The sequence below is a fragment of the Ruicaihuangia caeni genome (assembly GCF_029952955.1).
Taxonomy (GTDB): domain Bacteria; phylum Actinomycetota; class Actinomycetes; order Actinomycetales; family Microbacteriaceae; genus Ruicaihuangia; species Ruicaihuangia caeni.
In genome coordinates, this window is the sequence record NZ_JASATX010000003.1 from 18,701 (window position 1) to 35,190 (window position 16,490).

Here is a 16,490-nt window from a genome sequence, read left to right on the forward strand (position 1 = left end):
ACGAGTCTAACCGACACGACCGAGTGAGGCACGAACAGCTGAACGCCGACGAGGGTGACGTTCAACCCACGAGGGAGATCGCCTGCCGCGCGATCTCGAGTTCCTCATTGGTCGGGATGACCATCACGCTGACGGGTGCGCCCTCCGGTGAGATGAGGCGGGCTTCGCCCGATTGCAGCTCGTTCCGATCGTCATCGACGCGGATGCCGAGGTGCTCGAGCCCGCGAAGTGCACGCCTGCGCAGCAGGGCGTTGTTCTCGCCGATGCCGGCCGTGAACACGAGCGCGTCGAGCCCGCCGAGCTCTGCGTAGTACGCGCCGATGTAGTGCCGGATGCGGTGACGCCATACCTGCAGCGCGAGCTCGGCGGCGGCATCCGATCGCAGCGCAGCGTCTTGCACGTCTCGCATATCGCGCGACCCGGTCATGCCGAGCAGCCCGCTCTCGCGATTGAGCAGCCGGTCGAGGTCGTCGACGCCCATGCCGGTCTGCCGGGCGATGTGGAAGATCGCGCCCGGGTCGATATCGCCCGATCGCGTGCCCATCACCAAGCCTTCGAGGGGTGTCAGGCCCATCGATGTGTCGATCGACCGTCCGCCTGAGACCGCTGTGATGGAGGCGCCGTTGCCGAGGTGCAGCACGATGGTGCGAAGCTCGCTGAGCGGGCGGCCGAGCAGCACCGCCGCCTGCTCCGACACGTACTTGTGCGAGGTGCCGTGGAAGCCGTACCGTCGCACGTCATACCGCGCGGCGAGTTCCGTATCGATCGCGTAGGTGTACGCCGCGGGCGGGAGCGTCTGATGGAACGCGGTGTCGAAGACCGCGACGTGCGGCACCCCGGGGAGCGCGGCTCGTGCCGCTCGGATGCCGAGCAGGTTCGCCGGGTTGTGGAGGGGTGCGAGCGAGGCGAGCCGGTCGATCTCGGCCTCCACCCCGTCGTCGATGAGCGTCGGCCCGTCGAATGCGCTGCCGCCATGGACCACACGGTGCCCGACCGCCGCGATCTCACGCCCGCTTCCGAGCTCCTCGAGCACGAGTTGCATGCCCTCGGTGTGATCCGCGATGAACGAGCCCGGCTCGCCGATGCGCTCGATGAGTCCGCTCGCCTGGCGCTCGCCGGTCTCGTGATCGAGCAGCTGGTACTTGATGGATGAGGAGCCGGAGTTCACGACGAAGACAGTGCTCATGCGCTGAGCTCCGAAGACTCGAGCGCTTCGGATGCCGCAGGCGCCGAGTCGGCCTGCGACGGCTGAGGCCCGGCATCCGCATCGAGTCCCGGTTGAGCCTGGATGGCGGTGATCGCGACCGTGTTCACGATGTCGCGCACGAGCGCCCCTCGCGAGAGGTCGTTGATCGGCTTCTTGAGTCCCTGCAGCACCGGTCCGATCGCCACCGCTCCGGCCGAGCGCTGCACCGCCTTGTAGGTGTTGTTGCCAGTGTTGAGATCGGGGAACACGAAGACCGTGGCACGGCCGGCGACCGCCGAGCCGGGCATCTTCTTGGCCGCGACTTCGGGGTCCGCGGCAGCGTCGTACTGGATCGGCCCCTCGACGAGCAGATCGGGCCTCCGCTCGCGCACGAGCGCGGTCGCCGCCCGCACCTTGTCGACGTCGGCACCAGAGCCGCTGTCTCCAGTCGAGTAGCTCAACATCGCCACGCGCGGCTCGATGCCGAACTGCGCCGCGGTACCGGCGGACGAGATCGCGATGTCAGCGAGCTGTTCCGCGGTCGGGTCGGGGATGACCGCGCAGTCACCGTAGACGAGCACACGATCGGCGAGCAGCATCAGGAAGACGCTGGAGACGACCGAGACCCCCGGCTTGGTCTTGATGATCTCGAACGCCGGACGGATCGTGTGCGCGGTGGTGTGCTGGGCGCCAGACACCATGCCGTCGGCGAGGCCGAGCTGCACCATGAGCGTGCCGAAGTACGAGACGTCGGTGACGGTGTCGGTAGCGAGCTCCGAGCTGATCCCCTTGTGGGCGCGAAGCCTCGCGTACTCATCCGCGAACCGTTCCCGCAGCTCGGGATCGAACGGGCTGACGATCGCAGTGTCGCCGAGTTCGACCCCGAGCTCTGCGGCGCGCGCCCTGATCGCCGCCTCGTCGCCGAGGATCGTCAGGCGCACGACGCCTCGTCTCACCAACTGCTCGGCGGCCTGCAGAATACGGTCGTCGGAGCCCTCCGGCAGCACGATGTGCTTCAGGTCGGCCCGCGCGCGTTCGATCAGTCCGCGTTCGAACATGAGCGGGGTCACCACATCGGATGCCGTCACATCGAGCGCCGCGAGCAGTGCTGCCGCGTCGACGTGCTCGTCGAACAGCGACACCGCTCGCTCGTGCTTCCGCGGCGACTCGGCCGCGAGGCGCCCCTTCGTGGTCGCCAGGCGCCTGGCGGTCTCGTAGGTGCCGAGCTCCGTGCGCGCGATCGGCACGCGTGCCCCGGATGCCGCGACGAGTCGCTCGATCTGCGGCGCAATCGGGAACCCGCCGTTCAGCAGGATGCCCGCGAGCTGAGGAAACGCGCCCGACGTCTGCGACATGATGGCTCCGACGAGCACATCGGCCCGGTCACCGGCCGTCACCAGCACCGACCGCTCAATGAGGCGGCTCAAGACGTTCTCCATGGTCATGCCCGCGACCACGAACCCCATCGCCTCAGCATCGAGCAGCGCGGGATCACCGAAGAGCAGCTCGCTCTCCGTCGCCTCGAACAACGAGCGCACGGTGGGTGCGACGAGCACAGGGTCCTCCGGGATCACCCACACGTGAGCGCCCGTTGCGAGTTCACCTCCACCGGAACGTCGGCCGCCGAGGGTCTGTCGCACCCGTTCGCCGATGGCGTCGAGTTGCTCGGCATCCGCACGGTTGACGATCACGGCGAGCAACGCGGCGTGCTGGCTTGCGAGCTCGTGCTCCGTGACTTCGGCGAGTTGACGCAGCTGCTCAGCGCTGCGCGCGGTCGTGCCGTCGGAGGCGCGCCCGCCCAGTACGAGCAGCACGGGAGCGCCGAGGTTCGCCGCCACGCGCGCGTTGAACGATAACTCAGTCGGAACCGCCACATCGGTGTAGTCGGAGCCGAGGATCACTATCGCATCGCAGCGGTGCTCGATGGCAGCGAAGCGAGCAAGGATGCCGGCGAGCGCCGCATCCGGGTCGTTGTGCACGTCTTCGTAGCTCGCGCCGACGCAGTCCTCGTAGCCGAGGCCGGCGGTCTGGTGCTCGAGGAGCGCCTCGAGCACGTAGTCGCGCCCGTGAGTCGCGCGCGCGACGGGCCGGAAGACGCCCACTCGCCGCACTTTCCGTGCGAGCGCCTCGATCACGCCGATCGCGATCGTCGACTTGCCTGCTTGTCCTTCTGCTGAGGTGATGAAGATGCGCGTCGCCACGCCGTCACCCTACGCCTGACAGCGGCGAGCGCCCGCGCGCACCGTCCTCAGCGCGGGTGGGGCGCGGTCAGCGCGTGACGCGGAACAGGCCCGCGGCGCCCTTCTCGGCATCCGACACGATGTGGGTGACGAAGGGATACTCGCCCGCTTCGGCGAAGGTCATCTCGACGAAGCCGCCTTGAGCCGACATGAGCGCGAGCGCCTGTGCGCCGCCGACGCCCGTGCTGCCGCCATTTCGGAGCAGGTAGTCGCCCTCGACGAACACCGTGTCGAACTGCGCGCCGATCACGTGGAACGAACTAGGACGGTTCGGCCCGGCGTCGAGCACCCAGACACGCACGCGTTCAGCGGTCTTCGCTGCGAGCGGTGCGTGACGGTATTGAGCGGCGTACCCGTTGAATGCCACGAGATCCGGATGCTGTGAGGCGATACGTGTCGGGTCGGCGATGTCGTTCTGCGGGCCGAGGTAGAACTCGGACTGCACAAGCAGGTATTCGCGGTCGACAGGTACGAGCCCTGGCGGATCGATGATGACCGCGCCGAACATGCCATTCGCGATGTGCAGCGACATGGGGTCGGTCGCGCAATGGTAGAGCCAGATGCCGGCGCGCTCGGCGGTGAACGTGAACGTGAGCTCTTCACCGGGGTCGATGGTCTGAAACGCACGGTTCGGTGCGAGCTGGCCCGCGTGGAAGTCGACCGAGTGGCCGATGGTGCCGTCGTTGATGAGCGTGATCTCGAAGGCGTCGCCCACCTTTCCGCGCAGCACCGGGCCGGGGGCTGTGCCGTTGAACGTCCACAGACGCTGGGTGACGCCCGGTGCCACTTCACGAAGCGCGTCGGTCGCGCGAAGCGTGACGCGGTGCGTCGTCGCGGCCGGAGTCGGCACCAGGCGCGCGTCGTAGGGATCGAAGTCGTCACCGGGTTCGGCGCGGAGGTCGACGTCGGCTGCAGCGCTCTCCTCGTTGCCGTTGCGGGCGCCTGGTTCGCCGGAAGAACCGTGGCCAGCTTGGTGGTCGGGGCTGTCGGAGTCACCGCTGCTCGAACCGTCGCCGCTTGAGCCGTCGCCGACCGAGACGCCGCGGGCATCCGCGCCCACGGCGATCACGGTCATGACCATCCCCATCTGCCGGTGGCCCGCTACCGAGCACCATGCGTCGAGGTCCTGCCCGATGATGCCGACGTCGACCGTGACGGTGTCACCGACCTGCACGCGCCCGGAGTCGACGCCGTTCTCGAGTACGAGATCGTGAATCGTGTCGTCGTCATTCGTCAGCACGATGACGAGGCGGTCGCCGGCAGGCACCTCGATCTCGCCGGGGTTGAACCGCATGTTCTTCATCGACACCTCGACGGTGGTCGTCTTGCCGGTCGGTGTGACCTCCGCGGTGTCGATCACGCCGAGCCCTGCTGATGCCGGGTCGAGGGCGATACCAGCGATGACAGCGAGCGCGAGCGTGCCGATCGCCGCGACGACCGCGCCGCTGCGGGTGCGGGCGACCGGCGTGCCCGCACCAGGGCTGCCCACGCCCGAGGATCCCGTGATGGAGTTGCGAGCGACAGCATCCGCCTCTCGACCCGTTCGTTGGAATGCCACTATCTGCGGGGCTTCGCCCGTTTTCGCTGCAGATCGCGGCATCCCGGTAGAAGCGGGAGGGGCAGAGGCGGCGGCAGGGGCAGTGCGCAGCCGCCGGGCGGCAGCGAGCGCCCGCACCGCGAGCACGAGGAAGCTCACGAGCACGCCGAACACGACGAGCGACACGACGACCTTCACCAAGCTCGGCACCGGCAGCAGGTAGACGACGATGCCCGCGTTGGTCGTGAGCACGCGGTACAGCGCGCCGCGATCGAGTTCGTTCGCAGCAATGCGACCCGAGGCCGGGCCACCGCCGAGCACGACAGGCAGCAGATGGCTCATGGCGCCCAGCAGCACCTGCGCCGCGAACCCGATCGTGAACGGCGCGATCAACCATTGGACCGAGCGCAGCGCGTCTGACGGTTCGGGCGTGAGCGCCACGATGGTGCCGAGCGCCGCCGCGCACGCCAGGAGCCATCCGACGGCGGCGCCGATGCTGAGCGACGCGTACGAGCTGGGTGGCGCGCTCCGCGCCTGCCGCGCCCACTCGACGACCAGCATCCCGGCACCGGCGAGGTAGCCGAGCACGCCGACGGCGGCGAGCGGCAGGATGCCGGTGAGTGCCCCCGAGCCGGCGACAAGCGTCGTGAGCACAAGGATCGGCAAGGCGCGCCGCGCCGCGGCATCCGTTCCAGGAGTGACGCGCGTATGCACCACGGTGGGCCAGAGCAGCACGACCGTGCCGAGCACTGTCAGACCGATCCAGCCGAGCAGGTTCACGGCGAGGTGGGCGAGCACGAAGCTCGCCCACTGCCGGTCGTCGAGGTCGAGTTGCGTAAGCAGCACGCCGAGCGCGGCCCCGAGCACGAAGACCCACGCCGCGGCGACGTAGTAGCGCACGAGGGGCGCGAAGCGAGCCGGCAATGCGCCGCGCGTCTGGAGCGCGAGCGTGGCGCCGTGTGCGAGCGCGTTGAGTGCGACGAGCGCGCCGCCGATGAGCACGAGCAGCGATTGCCCTGCGGTCATTCCGGCGACCACGAGCGCTGCGCCCAGCGTGTGAGCGGCGAGCCGTGCCGCGTGCCAGGGTCGTCCACCGGGTGGCGGGCGGCGGGTGAGGGTGTCGGCGAAGTGCTGGCTCCACACGAGGATCGCGGTGCTGATCGCACCGAGCAGCAGGAGGTGGATCATCAGCCACGCGCCCGCGGGCACGAACCGGTGAACGACGACGATCACGCCTGCGGCGATGAGCCAGGCGACGACGAGCGCGTTCATCACGGTGTACCAGGTGCGGCGGGTCACGGGGCTGGCTCCTCGGTCGGGGTCGTGTGGGCCGGGGTCGAGTCGTCGGTAGTCGCCGGGGTCGGGGCCGAGCCAGCGGTCGGGTCGGTGTATTCGGGGCGGCGGAGCGCGGGAGCGGCGGCGCTGATGATGCGCCCACCGCGCACCGCCGAGATGACCGCGAGCACGACGAACAGCAGCACCGCCGTGACATTGAGCGCGCCGCCGACCTGAACCATCGCGTGGACGCCGCGGGCGTCGCCCACCGCGATCCGCAGCAACAGCGACGCGTGCAGCAGCAGCACGGGAACGTAGAACATCGGCCGATACGGCAGCTTCCGGCGCAGCACAGCAGGCAGGATGATCGGCGCGTGCGCCATGATCATCGACAACACGAACCCGAGGAACACCGCGTGCAGCACCGCGTCATAGGCGACACCGTCGGTGGGGTCGCCCGAGAGCAGCCAGATGCCGGCGGCGACCGCGAGCCAGCCGTAGCCAGCGAGCAGGCACCAGGCTGCGTACCGAGGCAGGCCAGTGGCGCGGACGAGCCTCGTCGCGACGTCGTACGCGAAGAGCCACACCACGAGCGCGGCCAGGGCCGCACCGAGCAGTGGATATCCGGCAGCCGGCCACAGGGGCGCGGTCGTCGCGCTGGCGGCGACGACGCCGGCGGCGGCCAGGCCGAGCCGTTCGGCACGCGAGTTCATGCGGGGTGAGATCCGTGCGAGCTCGATGCGTTCACCCACGATCGTGAGCACGAGGAAGGCGGCCATACTCGGGGCGAGGTGTGGAATGCCGACGTCCCCGAGCCAGAGCAGAGCGGCGCCGAGTCCGTTGACAGCGCCGAGCGCCTGCACCGCGATCGCACGGCTCGCCTGGCGGCGCCACACCGCACCATAGACGAACAGCAAGGCGATCATGGCGAGCACGAAGCCCGTCTGGCCGACCGCGAGGGGCGCTTCGGTGAGCAGCAGGATGCCGGATGCCCCCGAGAGGAGCGGCGCACTGAACGCCCACCAATGCTTCACCGCCACGGCTCGCTCAAGGATCACGAGCGTGCCGATGAACCCGAACACCATGAGCGGCGCGTGAAGCAGCTGCATCCGATCGGTTGTGATCGGCGCAGGCAGACCGAGCAGCAGCAGCGCCGCATCGAGCCCGGCGAGGAGTGCGATACCGGCCGGCAGCACTAGTGCGATACGCCCGCGCATGGTGGCCTGGCGCATCGCCGGAGTGGCGGGCCCGCCCCCGGTCGGCCGCAGGGCCGCAGTCATGCGTCCAGGCTACTCGGCGGAAGACGGGGGGCACCGCGGTGGCGGACGAGGGCGGGGCGGATGCCGGGGGCGGGCGCGGCGTCGGTTCGCGTATGCTGTGTGAGGCCGCGTGACTCGTCGCGCGCCCTGGAGGATTCGCCTAGTGGCCTATGGCGCACGCTTGGAAAGCGTGTTGGGTGCAAGCCCTCGGGGGTTCGAATCCCCCATCCTCCGCTCGAAAAACGAGACTCCTTCAGGGGTCTCGTTTTTCGATTGGACGCTGCGGTTCGAACCTTCATCAGGTGGGCCCACACTGCCCGGTTCCGGCGCGTCGCGAAGCGACGTGACGGCCGTGGCGGTGGGGACGAATCCCCCATCCTCCGCTCGTCGGGAGACCCGTCAGGGATCCCGCACCTCAGCCGTTGCTGCCCGGGCCTCCGCCCTGCCCATTCCCCCGGTTCTGTCCGGGAACCTTATCGGCGTTCTCCGAGCGGTTCTGCTTGGCTTCCTTGGCGGGGCCTTCTTGCTCGGCTTGCTTCCGAGCCTCCTCCGCCTGCTTCTCCGCTTCGCGCTGTCGTTTCTCTGCGGCGTTCTGCTCCGCCTTGTCGGCAGCCTGGCCTTCTGCGTCAGAGTTCGTCGACTCGGTGCCGATGGGAGTGACTACCGGTGCGGGTTCCGCCCCTCCGGCATCCGTCCCTGCTTCAGGGGCAGGCTCGGACGGCTCGGTGATGGCCGTCTGGTCGAGCTTCTGCGACCCATCGCTCACGGCTCCGGCGGTCAGCATGCCCGTGATGGCGAGGAGGCTCGCGGATGCAGCCGCGACCGCCCCGGCGATGACGCGCTGGCGCCTGTTGGCGCTCCCCCGAGACGCGACCAGGGGCACGACGTTCCCATCGGCGACGAACGGCCGGGTCGGAGGATCGGTCGACACCGTCGCGGGGCCGGGGTCAGCGGTCGTCATGGCCACAGCAGCAGTCGGAACGGCGGCGAGAGGAAGCGCCGCCGGCACGCGAGACCGAGGTTCTTCGGCTGCGCCGGGGGCGCCCTTGAGCTTCGCTGCCGAAAGCGCCACGTCCAGTGCGGTGGGTCGCAGTGACGGATCCGTGCTGGTCATGCGACGCAGCAGGTCGCCCCACTCGGGTCCGACCGATTCGGGGACTGCGGGAGGGTTCACCAAGCGAGCAAGCGCGACTTCGAGGCCTTCACCAGGAGCATGTGCCGGTTCCCCGGTGAGAGCCTCGATGAGTACGAGCCCGAGCGAGTAGATGTCGACGGCCGGAGTCGCGTCGTCGCCACGCAATTGCTCGGGGGCGAGATAGGCGGCCGTTCCGATCACGACTCCAGGAGAGGTCTGCTGCACCGAATCGATGAGGCGCGCGATGCCGAAGTCGGCGAGCTTCGCGCGGTAGTGACTTCCAGGGAGGTGCGGAGGCGCCATCAGCACGTTCGAGGGCTTGACGTCGCGGTGCACGATGCCCGCGGTGTGCACCACGTGCAGTGCCTCAGCGAGTTCGATCGCCAACTGAGCGACGTCGTCGCTCGCCATGGCGCCCCCGGCCAGGTGAGCGCGCAGCGTGGGACCGTCCACGAACTCCATCACCAGGTACTCAGGAGCGCCGGGTTCGAGGCATGCGTCGAAGAGCGTGACGAGCGAGGAGTGGTTGAGCGAGGCGAGCACGGTCATCTCGCCCCGGGCTCGTCCGGGCGTGGCCGACGAATCCGCGGAGGAGTCGACACCTTCGCGCACGAGCTTGATGGCGACGGTGCGGCCGAGCATCACGTCCTCCGCCCGGTACACGCTCGCCATTCCGCCTTGCCCGACGCACTCGCCGAGCCTGTAGCGACCACCGAGCAGGGACTCTGCGGACGGCGACTCGGTGGAGGTTGTCTCCAGGGCCTGCATACTGTCCTCCTCGGCCGCGCTAGAGAATCGCGACCGGCTTCGACGGTAACCCCGAGTGGCCCCCCTGCCCACCCTCTCTGACCCGAAATTCAGAACGCTCGTTCTACCTGAGCGTTCGCCGACGGAAACTGTCGCGCTGCCTGGGCATTCAGGCTGTTCGCAGCGCCTCTGAGACGGGTGTACTGCCTGAGTTGAACCGGATCGGCGCGTGAGGGTCACCGGCTGGTGGCTGCGAGTTGGGCGCAGTCGATGCAGAGTTCGGCGGTGGGTCGCGCTTCGAGCCTGCCCGGTGCGATCGGGCCTCCACAGCGCCGGCAGACGCCATAGGTGCCCTCCTCGACTCGCCGAACCGCCTCGTCAAGACCGTGCAGATCAGCGCGGGCAGTCTCGACCAGCGCCGTGACTCGCGACCACTCGTGCGACATGGTCGGCCCTTCGGGGTCATGCTCATCGTCGGCCGAGCCATCAGCGCGCGACGAACGGATCGTCTCGAGCTCGCGCTCGAGCTGCTGGAGGAACACCACGGCGTCCTGGCGCATCGCCACGAGCCGCTCGCTCAACTGGTCGAGCTCTACAGCATCCATTCGTCCACGCTATGCCGCGCCCCCAGCTTCCGCGAGCCGGTACGAGCGCGGGTGCACGGCCGGGACCTGTCGACAGCAGACGCGCGACCCGAGCGCATCGCGGCCCGACGCTACTCGAGCCCCGCCTCACGGGCGAGCGCTGCCGCCTCCCCGCGATCCCGCACCTGCAGCTTGGCGAAGATGTTCGAGACGGTATTGCGCACCGTCTTCGGCGCGAGGTAGAGCAGTTCCGCGATCTGCGAATTCGTACGCCCGGCCGCCAGGTGCTGCAGCACCTCGCGTTCGCGCTCGGTGAGCTGCGGGAACGACTCTGCGAACGGGGTGGCCGACCGGCGAGCGAAGTACTCACCGACCCGAGAGGCGAGCCGCCCGCCGAGCACCGCATCGCCCGCGGCCACCGCACGGATGGCCCTGGCCACGTCGGCCTGGCCCGCGCCCTTGAGCACGTACCCCCTGGCGCCCGCGCGCATGGCTTCAGCGACGGTGCCGTCGTCCTCCGACATCGTGAGCATGAGGATGCCGGCATCCGGCTGCCGCTCGATGATGCGTCTCGTCGCCTCGATGCCGTCCATGACCGGCATCTGCACGTCCATCACCACGACGTCGGGCCGTTCGGCGAGCGCCGCTTGCACCGCTTCGGCGCCATCCGCCGCGGTCGCGACGACCCGAAGGTCGCCGATCGAGGTCAGCAGCGCCGCGAGCCCTTCCCGGTACACCGGGTGGTCGTCGGCGATGACGACGGTGATCTCAGCCATTCCGGTGCTCTCCGGGGTCGCTCACGGCCGCGCCGCCGATCGGCCAGCTCGCGCGCACGATCGTACCGCCGCCGTCGCGTTCGAGCAGTTGCACCGAACCGCCGAGTTCCTCAGTGCGCTCATGCATCGAACGGATGCCGACCCCGGCGACCGTATCGAGCGGAACGCCGATGCCGTCGTCGCTCACCTCGAGCGCGAACTGCCGGTCGTCTCCGCGCAATTCGACGCGCAAGTGCTGCGCTCGGGCGTGACGCCCGGCGTTCGTGAGCGCCTCGGCAGCCACTCGATAGGCGGCGACCTCGACCGCGGGGGGAAGCGCCGCCGGCATCCGCTCGATTGAGAGCTCGGCCCTCAGCCGTTCGCAGAGCTGCTGCAGTGCTCGCTCGAACCCGAGGTCGTCGAGGGCGGGGGGACGCAGATCATGACTCACCCGGCGGATCTCGCCGATGCTCTCGGAGAGCTCGGAACTCGCCGCCTCGAGCAGCACGGCCGCACCCTCGGGGTCACGCCCCAGCAGATTGCGCGCCGCGTCGAGCCGGAGTCCCACCGCGGCGAGCGCTGGCCCGAGGCCGTCGTGCAGGTCGCGCCGAATGCGACGGCGCTCCTCCTCGCGCGCAAGCACCAGCTTCTCGCGGATGCTCTGCAGCTCGCGGCTCACCGCGTCGAAGCGCACCGCCGCTGCGGCCTGCCGCACGAGGTCGGCGAGCAGGCGCTCGTCTCGCGACGACATGCGGGTGCTGCGTCTGCCGGCCGCGAGTTCGAGTGTGCCGATGGTCTCACCGCGATACATGAGCGGCATGGTGCGCGCGGTGTCGGTGCGCACGCCGTCTTCGGCGAGCAGCATCCCGCCGTCCGGTCGTTCGATGCGCACCGCCGCGTACGGCGAGGCGAATGCCTTGCGCACCGCACGGGCGATGTGCGACAGCTGATCGTCGGGCTCGTCGCTGCGCTCGAGGCGCTGCGCGAGGGCGGAGACGACGCCGTAGGGGTCTCCCCTCCGGCCGTTCACCATGCGGTTCACCAAGCCCAGCAGCCGCTCGCGCAACGGCGCGTAGACGATCAGCACTGCGATCATCGCGACGATCGCGAGTGTGCTGTCATCCGCCAATCCGCCTGCCAGCATCACCAGTGCGAGGTCGACCACGATCACCGCCGCGACGAGCACGGCATAGACGATGCTCCAGCCGATGACCCGGTCGATCGCCCCGAGCTTGGACCCGGTGATCGATGCCACCAGCGCCCAGCACACCGCTGCCGTCGTGAGGGTGAGCACCGCCTGCGCCAAGTCGTACGGCAGCACAGTGACGCCGAGGATGAAGCCAAGGCTGAACACACTCCCTGACCACGCCAACCAGCGCAGCTGCCGCCGCCTCACCTCGTCGGCGCCGGCCGACCTCGCGATCACCACGATCGCGGCGAGCGCCAGCGCGCCGATCATCGCGGGCACGACCAATCGCAGGAGGATCAGCCACCCGCCCGGCGGCAACTGCACCCCCCAGTCGAAGTCGATCCAGGGCCGCACCCGCGAATCGGGAGCCCCGAAGCGGTGACTCGACTGGCCGAAAGGCGCCGTCACGAGCATCAGGGCCAGAAATGCCATGAGCGCAAGGCTCACGAGTGCGAGCGCCTTCCAGACGCGTCGTCTGGGAAGTCGCCCGTCAGGGAACAGCACGAGCACGAGCGGCACGGCGAACATCGCAATGCCCGAGCACCGCTGCACCAGCCACAGCGCGGCAGCGACGAGAGGCAGTTCGGGCGACCCCGTCGCCGCCACGTTCACCCACCCCGCGCTCAGCCCGACGAGCAGTTGTCCGAAACCGAACACGAGGAGGATGACCGCGATCGGATGCCGGGGCATCCGACCCGCCATCAGCGCACCCGCCGAGGCGAGGCATCCGCCCGGGAGTGCGAGCGTCCATGCCGGAGCCACCGGCGGGTTCTCGCCGCGGGCGGCGACGAGCAGGTCGAGCGCCACTGCTGCAGCGGCGAGCGCCACCGCGAAGGAGAGCGTGACCGACATCGCCACCGGCGAGGCCCGCAACACCCTGGCCCCGGTCGCCGCGCCGACGGTCACTGACATGTGCTCATCGTCGCAGGCCGGACGGCCGCTGTCAGCGGGCAATTGTCCCGACCCTGTCCCGTTCTGCGGGGACATCGTGCCGCTGAAGGCATGGCGCGCCGTCACTGTCCGCCCGGGACGCATGGCCGCGATCGTGGCATCAGTTGGAACCACCTCGACCGATTGGAGCACCATGAACACCAGCACCATCCCTCGCGCCGCACGTACCGATGTGCCGGCGCATAGTGAACCGAAGGCGCCTCAGCAGCGCCAAGCCGTGCGGGCCGGGGGCCTCGCGATCACCGCGCTCGTCGTCGTCTTCGGAGTGCTCGTCGCGCTTCCGTGGCCGGAGGGCGAGCGCTATTCGCTGACCGGTGCGTTGGCGGCGATCGCCCTCGAGCTCGCGATCGTCGGCGTGCTGCTCATCGTCACGCTTGCAGGCGGCGTGGGCCGAAGCAGCGGCTGGCGAGCGATGGGCGCCGTGGCGATCGTGCTGAGCCTCGGCACGATGGCCACCAGCATCACGCACGCGATCGCCCCGAGCGAGACGAGCCTCACCGTGTCGAACACCGCGATGTTCGTCACGGCGGCCGCGACGTTCGCCGTCGCGCTGAGGGTGGCGCTGAACGGATCGTGGCGCGGCGCGGCGCGGGCGCTGCCGCTGGTCGCGGCATCCTGGCCGCTGATCCCCTTCATCGTCACCGTGCTCGAACAGGGCGACCAGCCGCTGGCGTGGCCTGCGTACATGACGTTCATGACGCTCAGCCACCTGGCGATCGGGCTCACGTTCGCGATCTCGCCCCAACTGACGGAGCGCGCACGCCGGTGACGGGGTGCGGTGAGGCTGCGGCCGCGACCGCATCCGGCGCAGCAGCCGCTCGCGCCGCCATCGGGCCGCGAGCACGACGACATCGGTCCGGTGAGCCCATTCAGGGCCGCCGGACCGATGTCGTTATGGATGCCGCGCGACGCCTTTGCGCTACGCCGCTTGAGGAGCGCGCTCCTCGAGCCCCCAGGGCTGACCGTAGCCGCCCTCCTCGACGGGCTTCGCCATGAGTTCGAGGAACGGTGCAGCGTCGAACGCCTCAGGGCCGACGACGCCCACGCCGTGCCAGACACCGGTGGCCAGCAGCTCGAGGGCGATCACAGGATTCATCGCGGTCTGCCACACGACGCATTGCGCGCCATACTCGGCCATCGTCCACTCGTTGTCGCTGACGTGATAGAGGTAGACCTCGCGCGGCTCGCCGTCTTTGCCGAGGCCGGTGACCCAGACTCCCGCACAGGTCTTGCCCGTCATCATCGGGCCGATCGTGGCCGGGTCGGGCAGTGCTGCGGCGACCACATCACGCGGCGCCACTTCGACCGGGCCGTTCGCGGAACGCACGCGGATCGGCGTGGTGGAGTCGAGTCCGAGCTGGTTGAGGGTCTTCAGGATGCCGATGAACTCGTCGCCCAGCCCGTACTTGAACGTCACGCGCTGCGCGTCGAGGTACCGCGGCATGAGCATGACCTCTTCATGCTCGACGTTGACGCACTCGACCGGCCCGATGCCCTCGGGGAAGTCGAACACCTCCGGCTCGGAGAAGGGTTCGGTCGTGTACCAGCCGCGGTCCTTCTCCCACACCACCGGCGGGTTCAAGCATTCTTCGATCGTGGTCCAGATGCTGAACGAGGGGGCGAACAGTTCGTTCCCGGCGCTGTCGCGCACGACGAGGTTCGCGCCGTCGCGAGTGCCGAGCTCGTACACCTCGCTGAACAGATGGTCGACGGCGTACCGGGCGAAGACATCGCTCAGCCCGGGCTCAACGCCCATGCCCACAAGCGCCAGCCGCCCGGCGGCCTGCCAGTCGGGCGCCTGCGCGAACTGATCGTCGCCGAGCTTCACCCCGGGCTGCTCGTACGGCGCGGTCGGGTGCGGTTCCGACAGGCTCATCGCCATGTCGAGGTAGTCGGCGCCGCCATCCAACGCGCCGGTGAACACCGAGGGCACGAACTTCGGCTCGACCGCGTTCATGACGTGCGTGATGCGGTGCTCGCGCACGAGCGCCGTGACGCTCGCCGGGTCGCCGGCATCCACCCTGGCCGCGATGAAGCGCGAGCCCTGATCGCCATGGCGCTCGGTGAGCCAGGCGATCGTTTGCTCGGCTCGCTCCGGGTCGTAGTCGCTCACGACCATGGTCTCGAAGAAGTTGCGCCGTGCGGCGATCTTCGCGATCGCATTGCCGACGCCGCCGGCACCCACTAGCAGGATTCGCATGCCCTGACCGTAGCGGCGTCATCGGCCTCGCACCAGAGCGAGGCCGTCAGAGCCGGTAGCCGGATGCGCCGCCGGAGCCGTCTCGGCGCCGGTCGTCAGAGGCGCCGCCGGAGCCGGTCGTCAGGCGCCGCCGGAGCCGGTCGTCGGAGGCGCCGCCGGAGCCGTTCGTCAGAGCCGGTCGAGCGCCGGCCGAGAGCCGGCCGTTAGAGCCGGTCGTCAGAGGCGCCGCCGGCGCCCGTCGTCAGAGCCGGTCAAGCGCCTCTGTCAGATCAGCGAGCAGGTCGTCGACCGACTCGATGCCCACCGACAGACGTACCACGTTCTCGGGCACGGCGAGCTCGGTGCCCTTGACCGACGCGTGCGTCATCTCGCTCGGGTAGCCGATGAGCGACTCGACGCCGCCGAGCGACTCCGCCAGCTGGAACAGCGTCGTGCTCTCAGCGAGCTTGCGCGCGGCATCACTGCCACCACGCACGGCCAGCGACAGCATCCCGCCGAAACCGTGCATCTGCTTCGCGGCGATCGCGTGACCCGGGTGATCAGGGAGGCCGGGGTAGTAGACCCGTTCGATCTTCGGATGCCGCTGCACTGCCTCGGCGATGGTGCCGGCGTTCGCGCTGTGCCGGTCCATGCGCACCGGAAGCGTCTTGATGCCGCGCACGGTCAGCCACGCCTCCATCGGCGACGAGACCGCTCCCGCACCGAACTGCTGGAAACCGACCTTGGCGGCGAGTTCATCGTCATCGAGCACCACCGCCCCGCCGAGCACGTCGGAGTGCCCGCCGAGGTACTTCGTCGTCGAGTGCACCACCACATCGGCGCCGAACGACATGGGTCGTTGCAGGTAGGGCGATGCGAAAGTGTTGTCGACGACGACCAGAGCGCCCGCTTCGTGGCCGATCGCGGCGAGCGCGGCGATGTCGGTGATCTTCATCAGCGGGTTGCTGGGGGTCTCGAGCCACAGCACGCGAGTCTCGGGCCGGATCGCGTCGCGCACGGCGTCGGCATCCGACATCTCGACCGTCGAGAGCCCCACTCCCCACGGCACGTGCACGCGGTTCACGAGGCGGTGAGTGCCGCCGTAGACGTCATTGCCCATGAGCACGTGGTCGCCCGGCTTCAGCACCGCGCGGAGCAGCGCGTCTTCTGCCGCGAGGCCCGAGGCGAAGCTGAATGCGTGCTTGGCGCCCTCGAGCGAGGCGAGCATCGTCTGCAACGAATCGCGCGTCGGGTTTCCGCCACGCGCATACTCGTACCCGCCGCGGAACCCGCCGATGCCGTCTTGCACGAACGTCGACGACATGTAGATCGGCGGCACCACGGCGCCGGTGGTGGGGTCGAAGGCCTGGCCGGCGTGGATCGCGCGGGTGTTGAAGTCGTAGCCGTCGAGGCGGTCGGTGTGGTGAGTCATCTCAGAACCCTTCTCCGTTGA

11 protein-coding genes and 1 tRNA gene are annotated in these 16,490 nt (G+C 69.4%); 2 read left to right on the forward strand and 10 right to left on the reverse strand.

Annotated elements, in window-relative coordinates:
* Positions 1-61 precede the first annotated feature (61 nt).
* From QF206_RS07570 to QF206_RS07585, 4 genes are all read right to left on the reverse strand, one after another.
* A complete protein-coding gene (locus tag QF206_RS07570; RefSeq protein WP_281488619.1) occupies positions 62-1,186 on the reverse strand; it encodes an acetate/propionate family kinase in 1,125 nt (374 codons plus the stop codon).
* Complete coding sequence (gene pta, locus QF206_RS07575; protein WP_281488620.1) at positions 1,183-3,387, reverse strand: phosphate acetyltransferase; 2,205 nt, start codon at positions 3,385-3,387, stop codon at positions 1,183-1,185. Before pta ends, QF206_RS07570 begins: the two co-directional genes overlap by 4 nt.
* Positions 3,388-3,454: 67 nt before the next feature.
* Positions 3,455-6,262: a multicopper oxidase domain-containing protein gene (locus QF206_RS07580; protein WP_281488621.1), complete on the reverse strand. Its 2,808-nt coding sequence runs from the start codon at positions 6,260-6,262 to the stop codon at positions 3,455-3,457.
* Positions 6,259-7,518: a hypothetical protein gene (locus QF206_RS07585; RefSeq protein ID WP_281488622.1), complete on the reverse strand. Its 1,260-nt coding sequence runs from the start codon at positions 7,516-7,518 to the stop codon at positions 6,259-6,261. The genes QF206_RS07580 and QF206_RS07585 overlap by 4 nt, the downstream gene beginning before the upstream one ends.
* 128 nt (positions 7,519-7,646) lie before the next feature.
* On the opposite strand from QF206_RS07585, the gene QF206_RS07590 reads away from it, so the two are divergent.
* Positions 7,647-7,731, forward strand: a tRNA-Ser gene (locus QF206_RS07590).
* Positions 7,732-7,912: 181 nt separating this feature from the next.
* On the opposite strand, the gene QF206_RS07595 is transcribed toward QF206_RS07590, so the two are convergent.
* The 4 genes from QF206_RS07595 to QF206_RS07610 form a co-directional block, all read right to left on the reverse strand.
* The gene (locus QF206_RS07595; RefSeq protein WP_281488623.1) at positions 7,913-9,400 is read right to left on the reverse strand and encodes a serine/threonine-protein kinase; all 1,488 of its coding nucleotides are present in this window, start codon (positions 9,398-9,400) and stop codon (positions 7,913-7,915) included.
* A 215-nt stretch (positions 9,401-9,615) separates the two neighbouring features.
* Positions 9,616-9,984 (reverse strand): TraR/DksA family transcriptional regulator, encoded by a 369-nt coding sequence (locus tag QF206_RS07600; RefSeq protein WP_281488624.1) that lies wholly within the window; start codon positions 9,982-9,984, stop codon positions 9,616-9,618.
* A 110-nt stretch (positions 9,985-10,094) separates the two neighbouring features.
* Positions 10,095-10,739, reverse strand: coding sequence for a response regulator transcription factor (locus QF206_RS07605; RefSeq protein WP_281488625.1), 645 nt, complete (start codon positions 10,737-10,739; stop codon positions 10,095-10,097).
* On the reverse strand, positions 10,732-12,759 hold the full coding sequence (locus QF206_RS07610) for a sensor histidine kinase (protein WP_281488626.1): 2,028 nt from the start codon (positions 12,757-12,759) through the stop codon (positions 10,732-10,734). The genes QF206_RS07605 and QF206_RS07610 overlap by 8 nt, the downstream gene beginning before the upstream one ends.
* Here QF206_RS07610 and QF206_RS07615 point away from each other — a divergent pair.
* Positions 12,749-13,627, forward strand: a complete 879-nt coding sequence (locus QF206_RS07615) for a hypothetical protein (RefSeq protein WP_281488627.1) — start codon at positions 12,749-12,751, stop codon at positions 13,625-13,627. The two genes, QF206_RS07610 and QF206_RS07615, sit on opposite strands and share 11 nt — an antisense overlap.
* Before the next feature lie 150 nt (positions 13,628-13,777).
* Here QF206_RS07615 and QF206_RS07620 read toward each other — a convergent pair whose 3' ends face one another.
* Together QF206_RS07620 and QF206_RS07625 are read right to left on the reverse strand one after the other, a co-directional pair.
* On the reverse strand, positions 13,778-15,058 hold the full coding sequence (locus QF206_RS07620) for a saccharopine dehydrogenase family protein (RefSeq protein WP_281488628.1): 1,281 nt from the start codon (positions 15,056-15,058) through the stop codon (positions 13,778-13,780).
* Between the two features lie 241 nt (positions 15,059-15,299).
* Positions 15,300-16,469, reverse strand: a complete 1,170-nt coding sequence (locus tag QF206_RS07625) for a cystathionine gamma-synthase (RefSeq protein WP_281488629.1) — start codon at positions 16,467-16,469, stop codon at positions 15,300-15,302.
* Between the last annotated feature and the right edge of the window lie 21 nt (positions 16,470-16,490).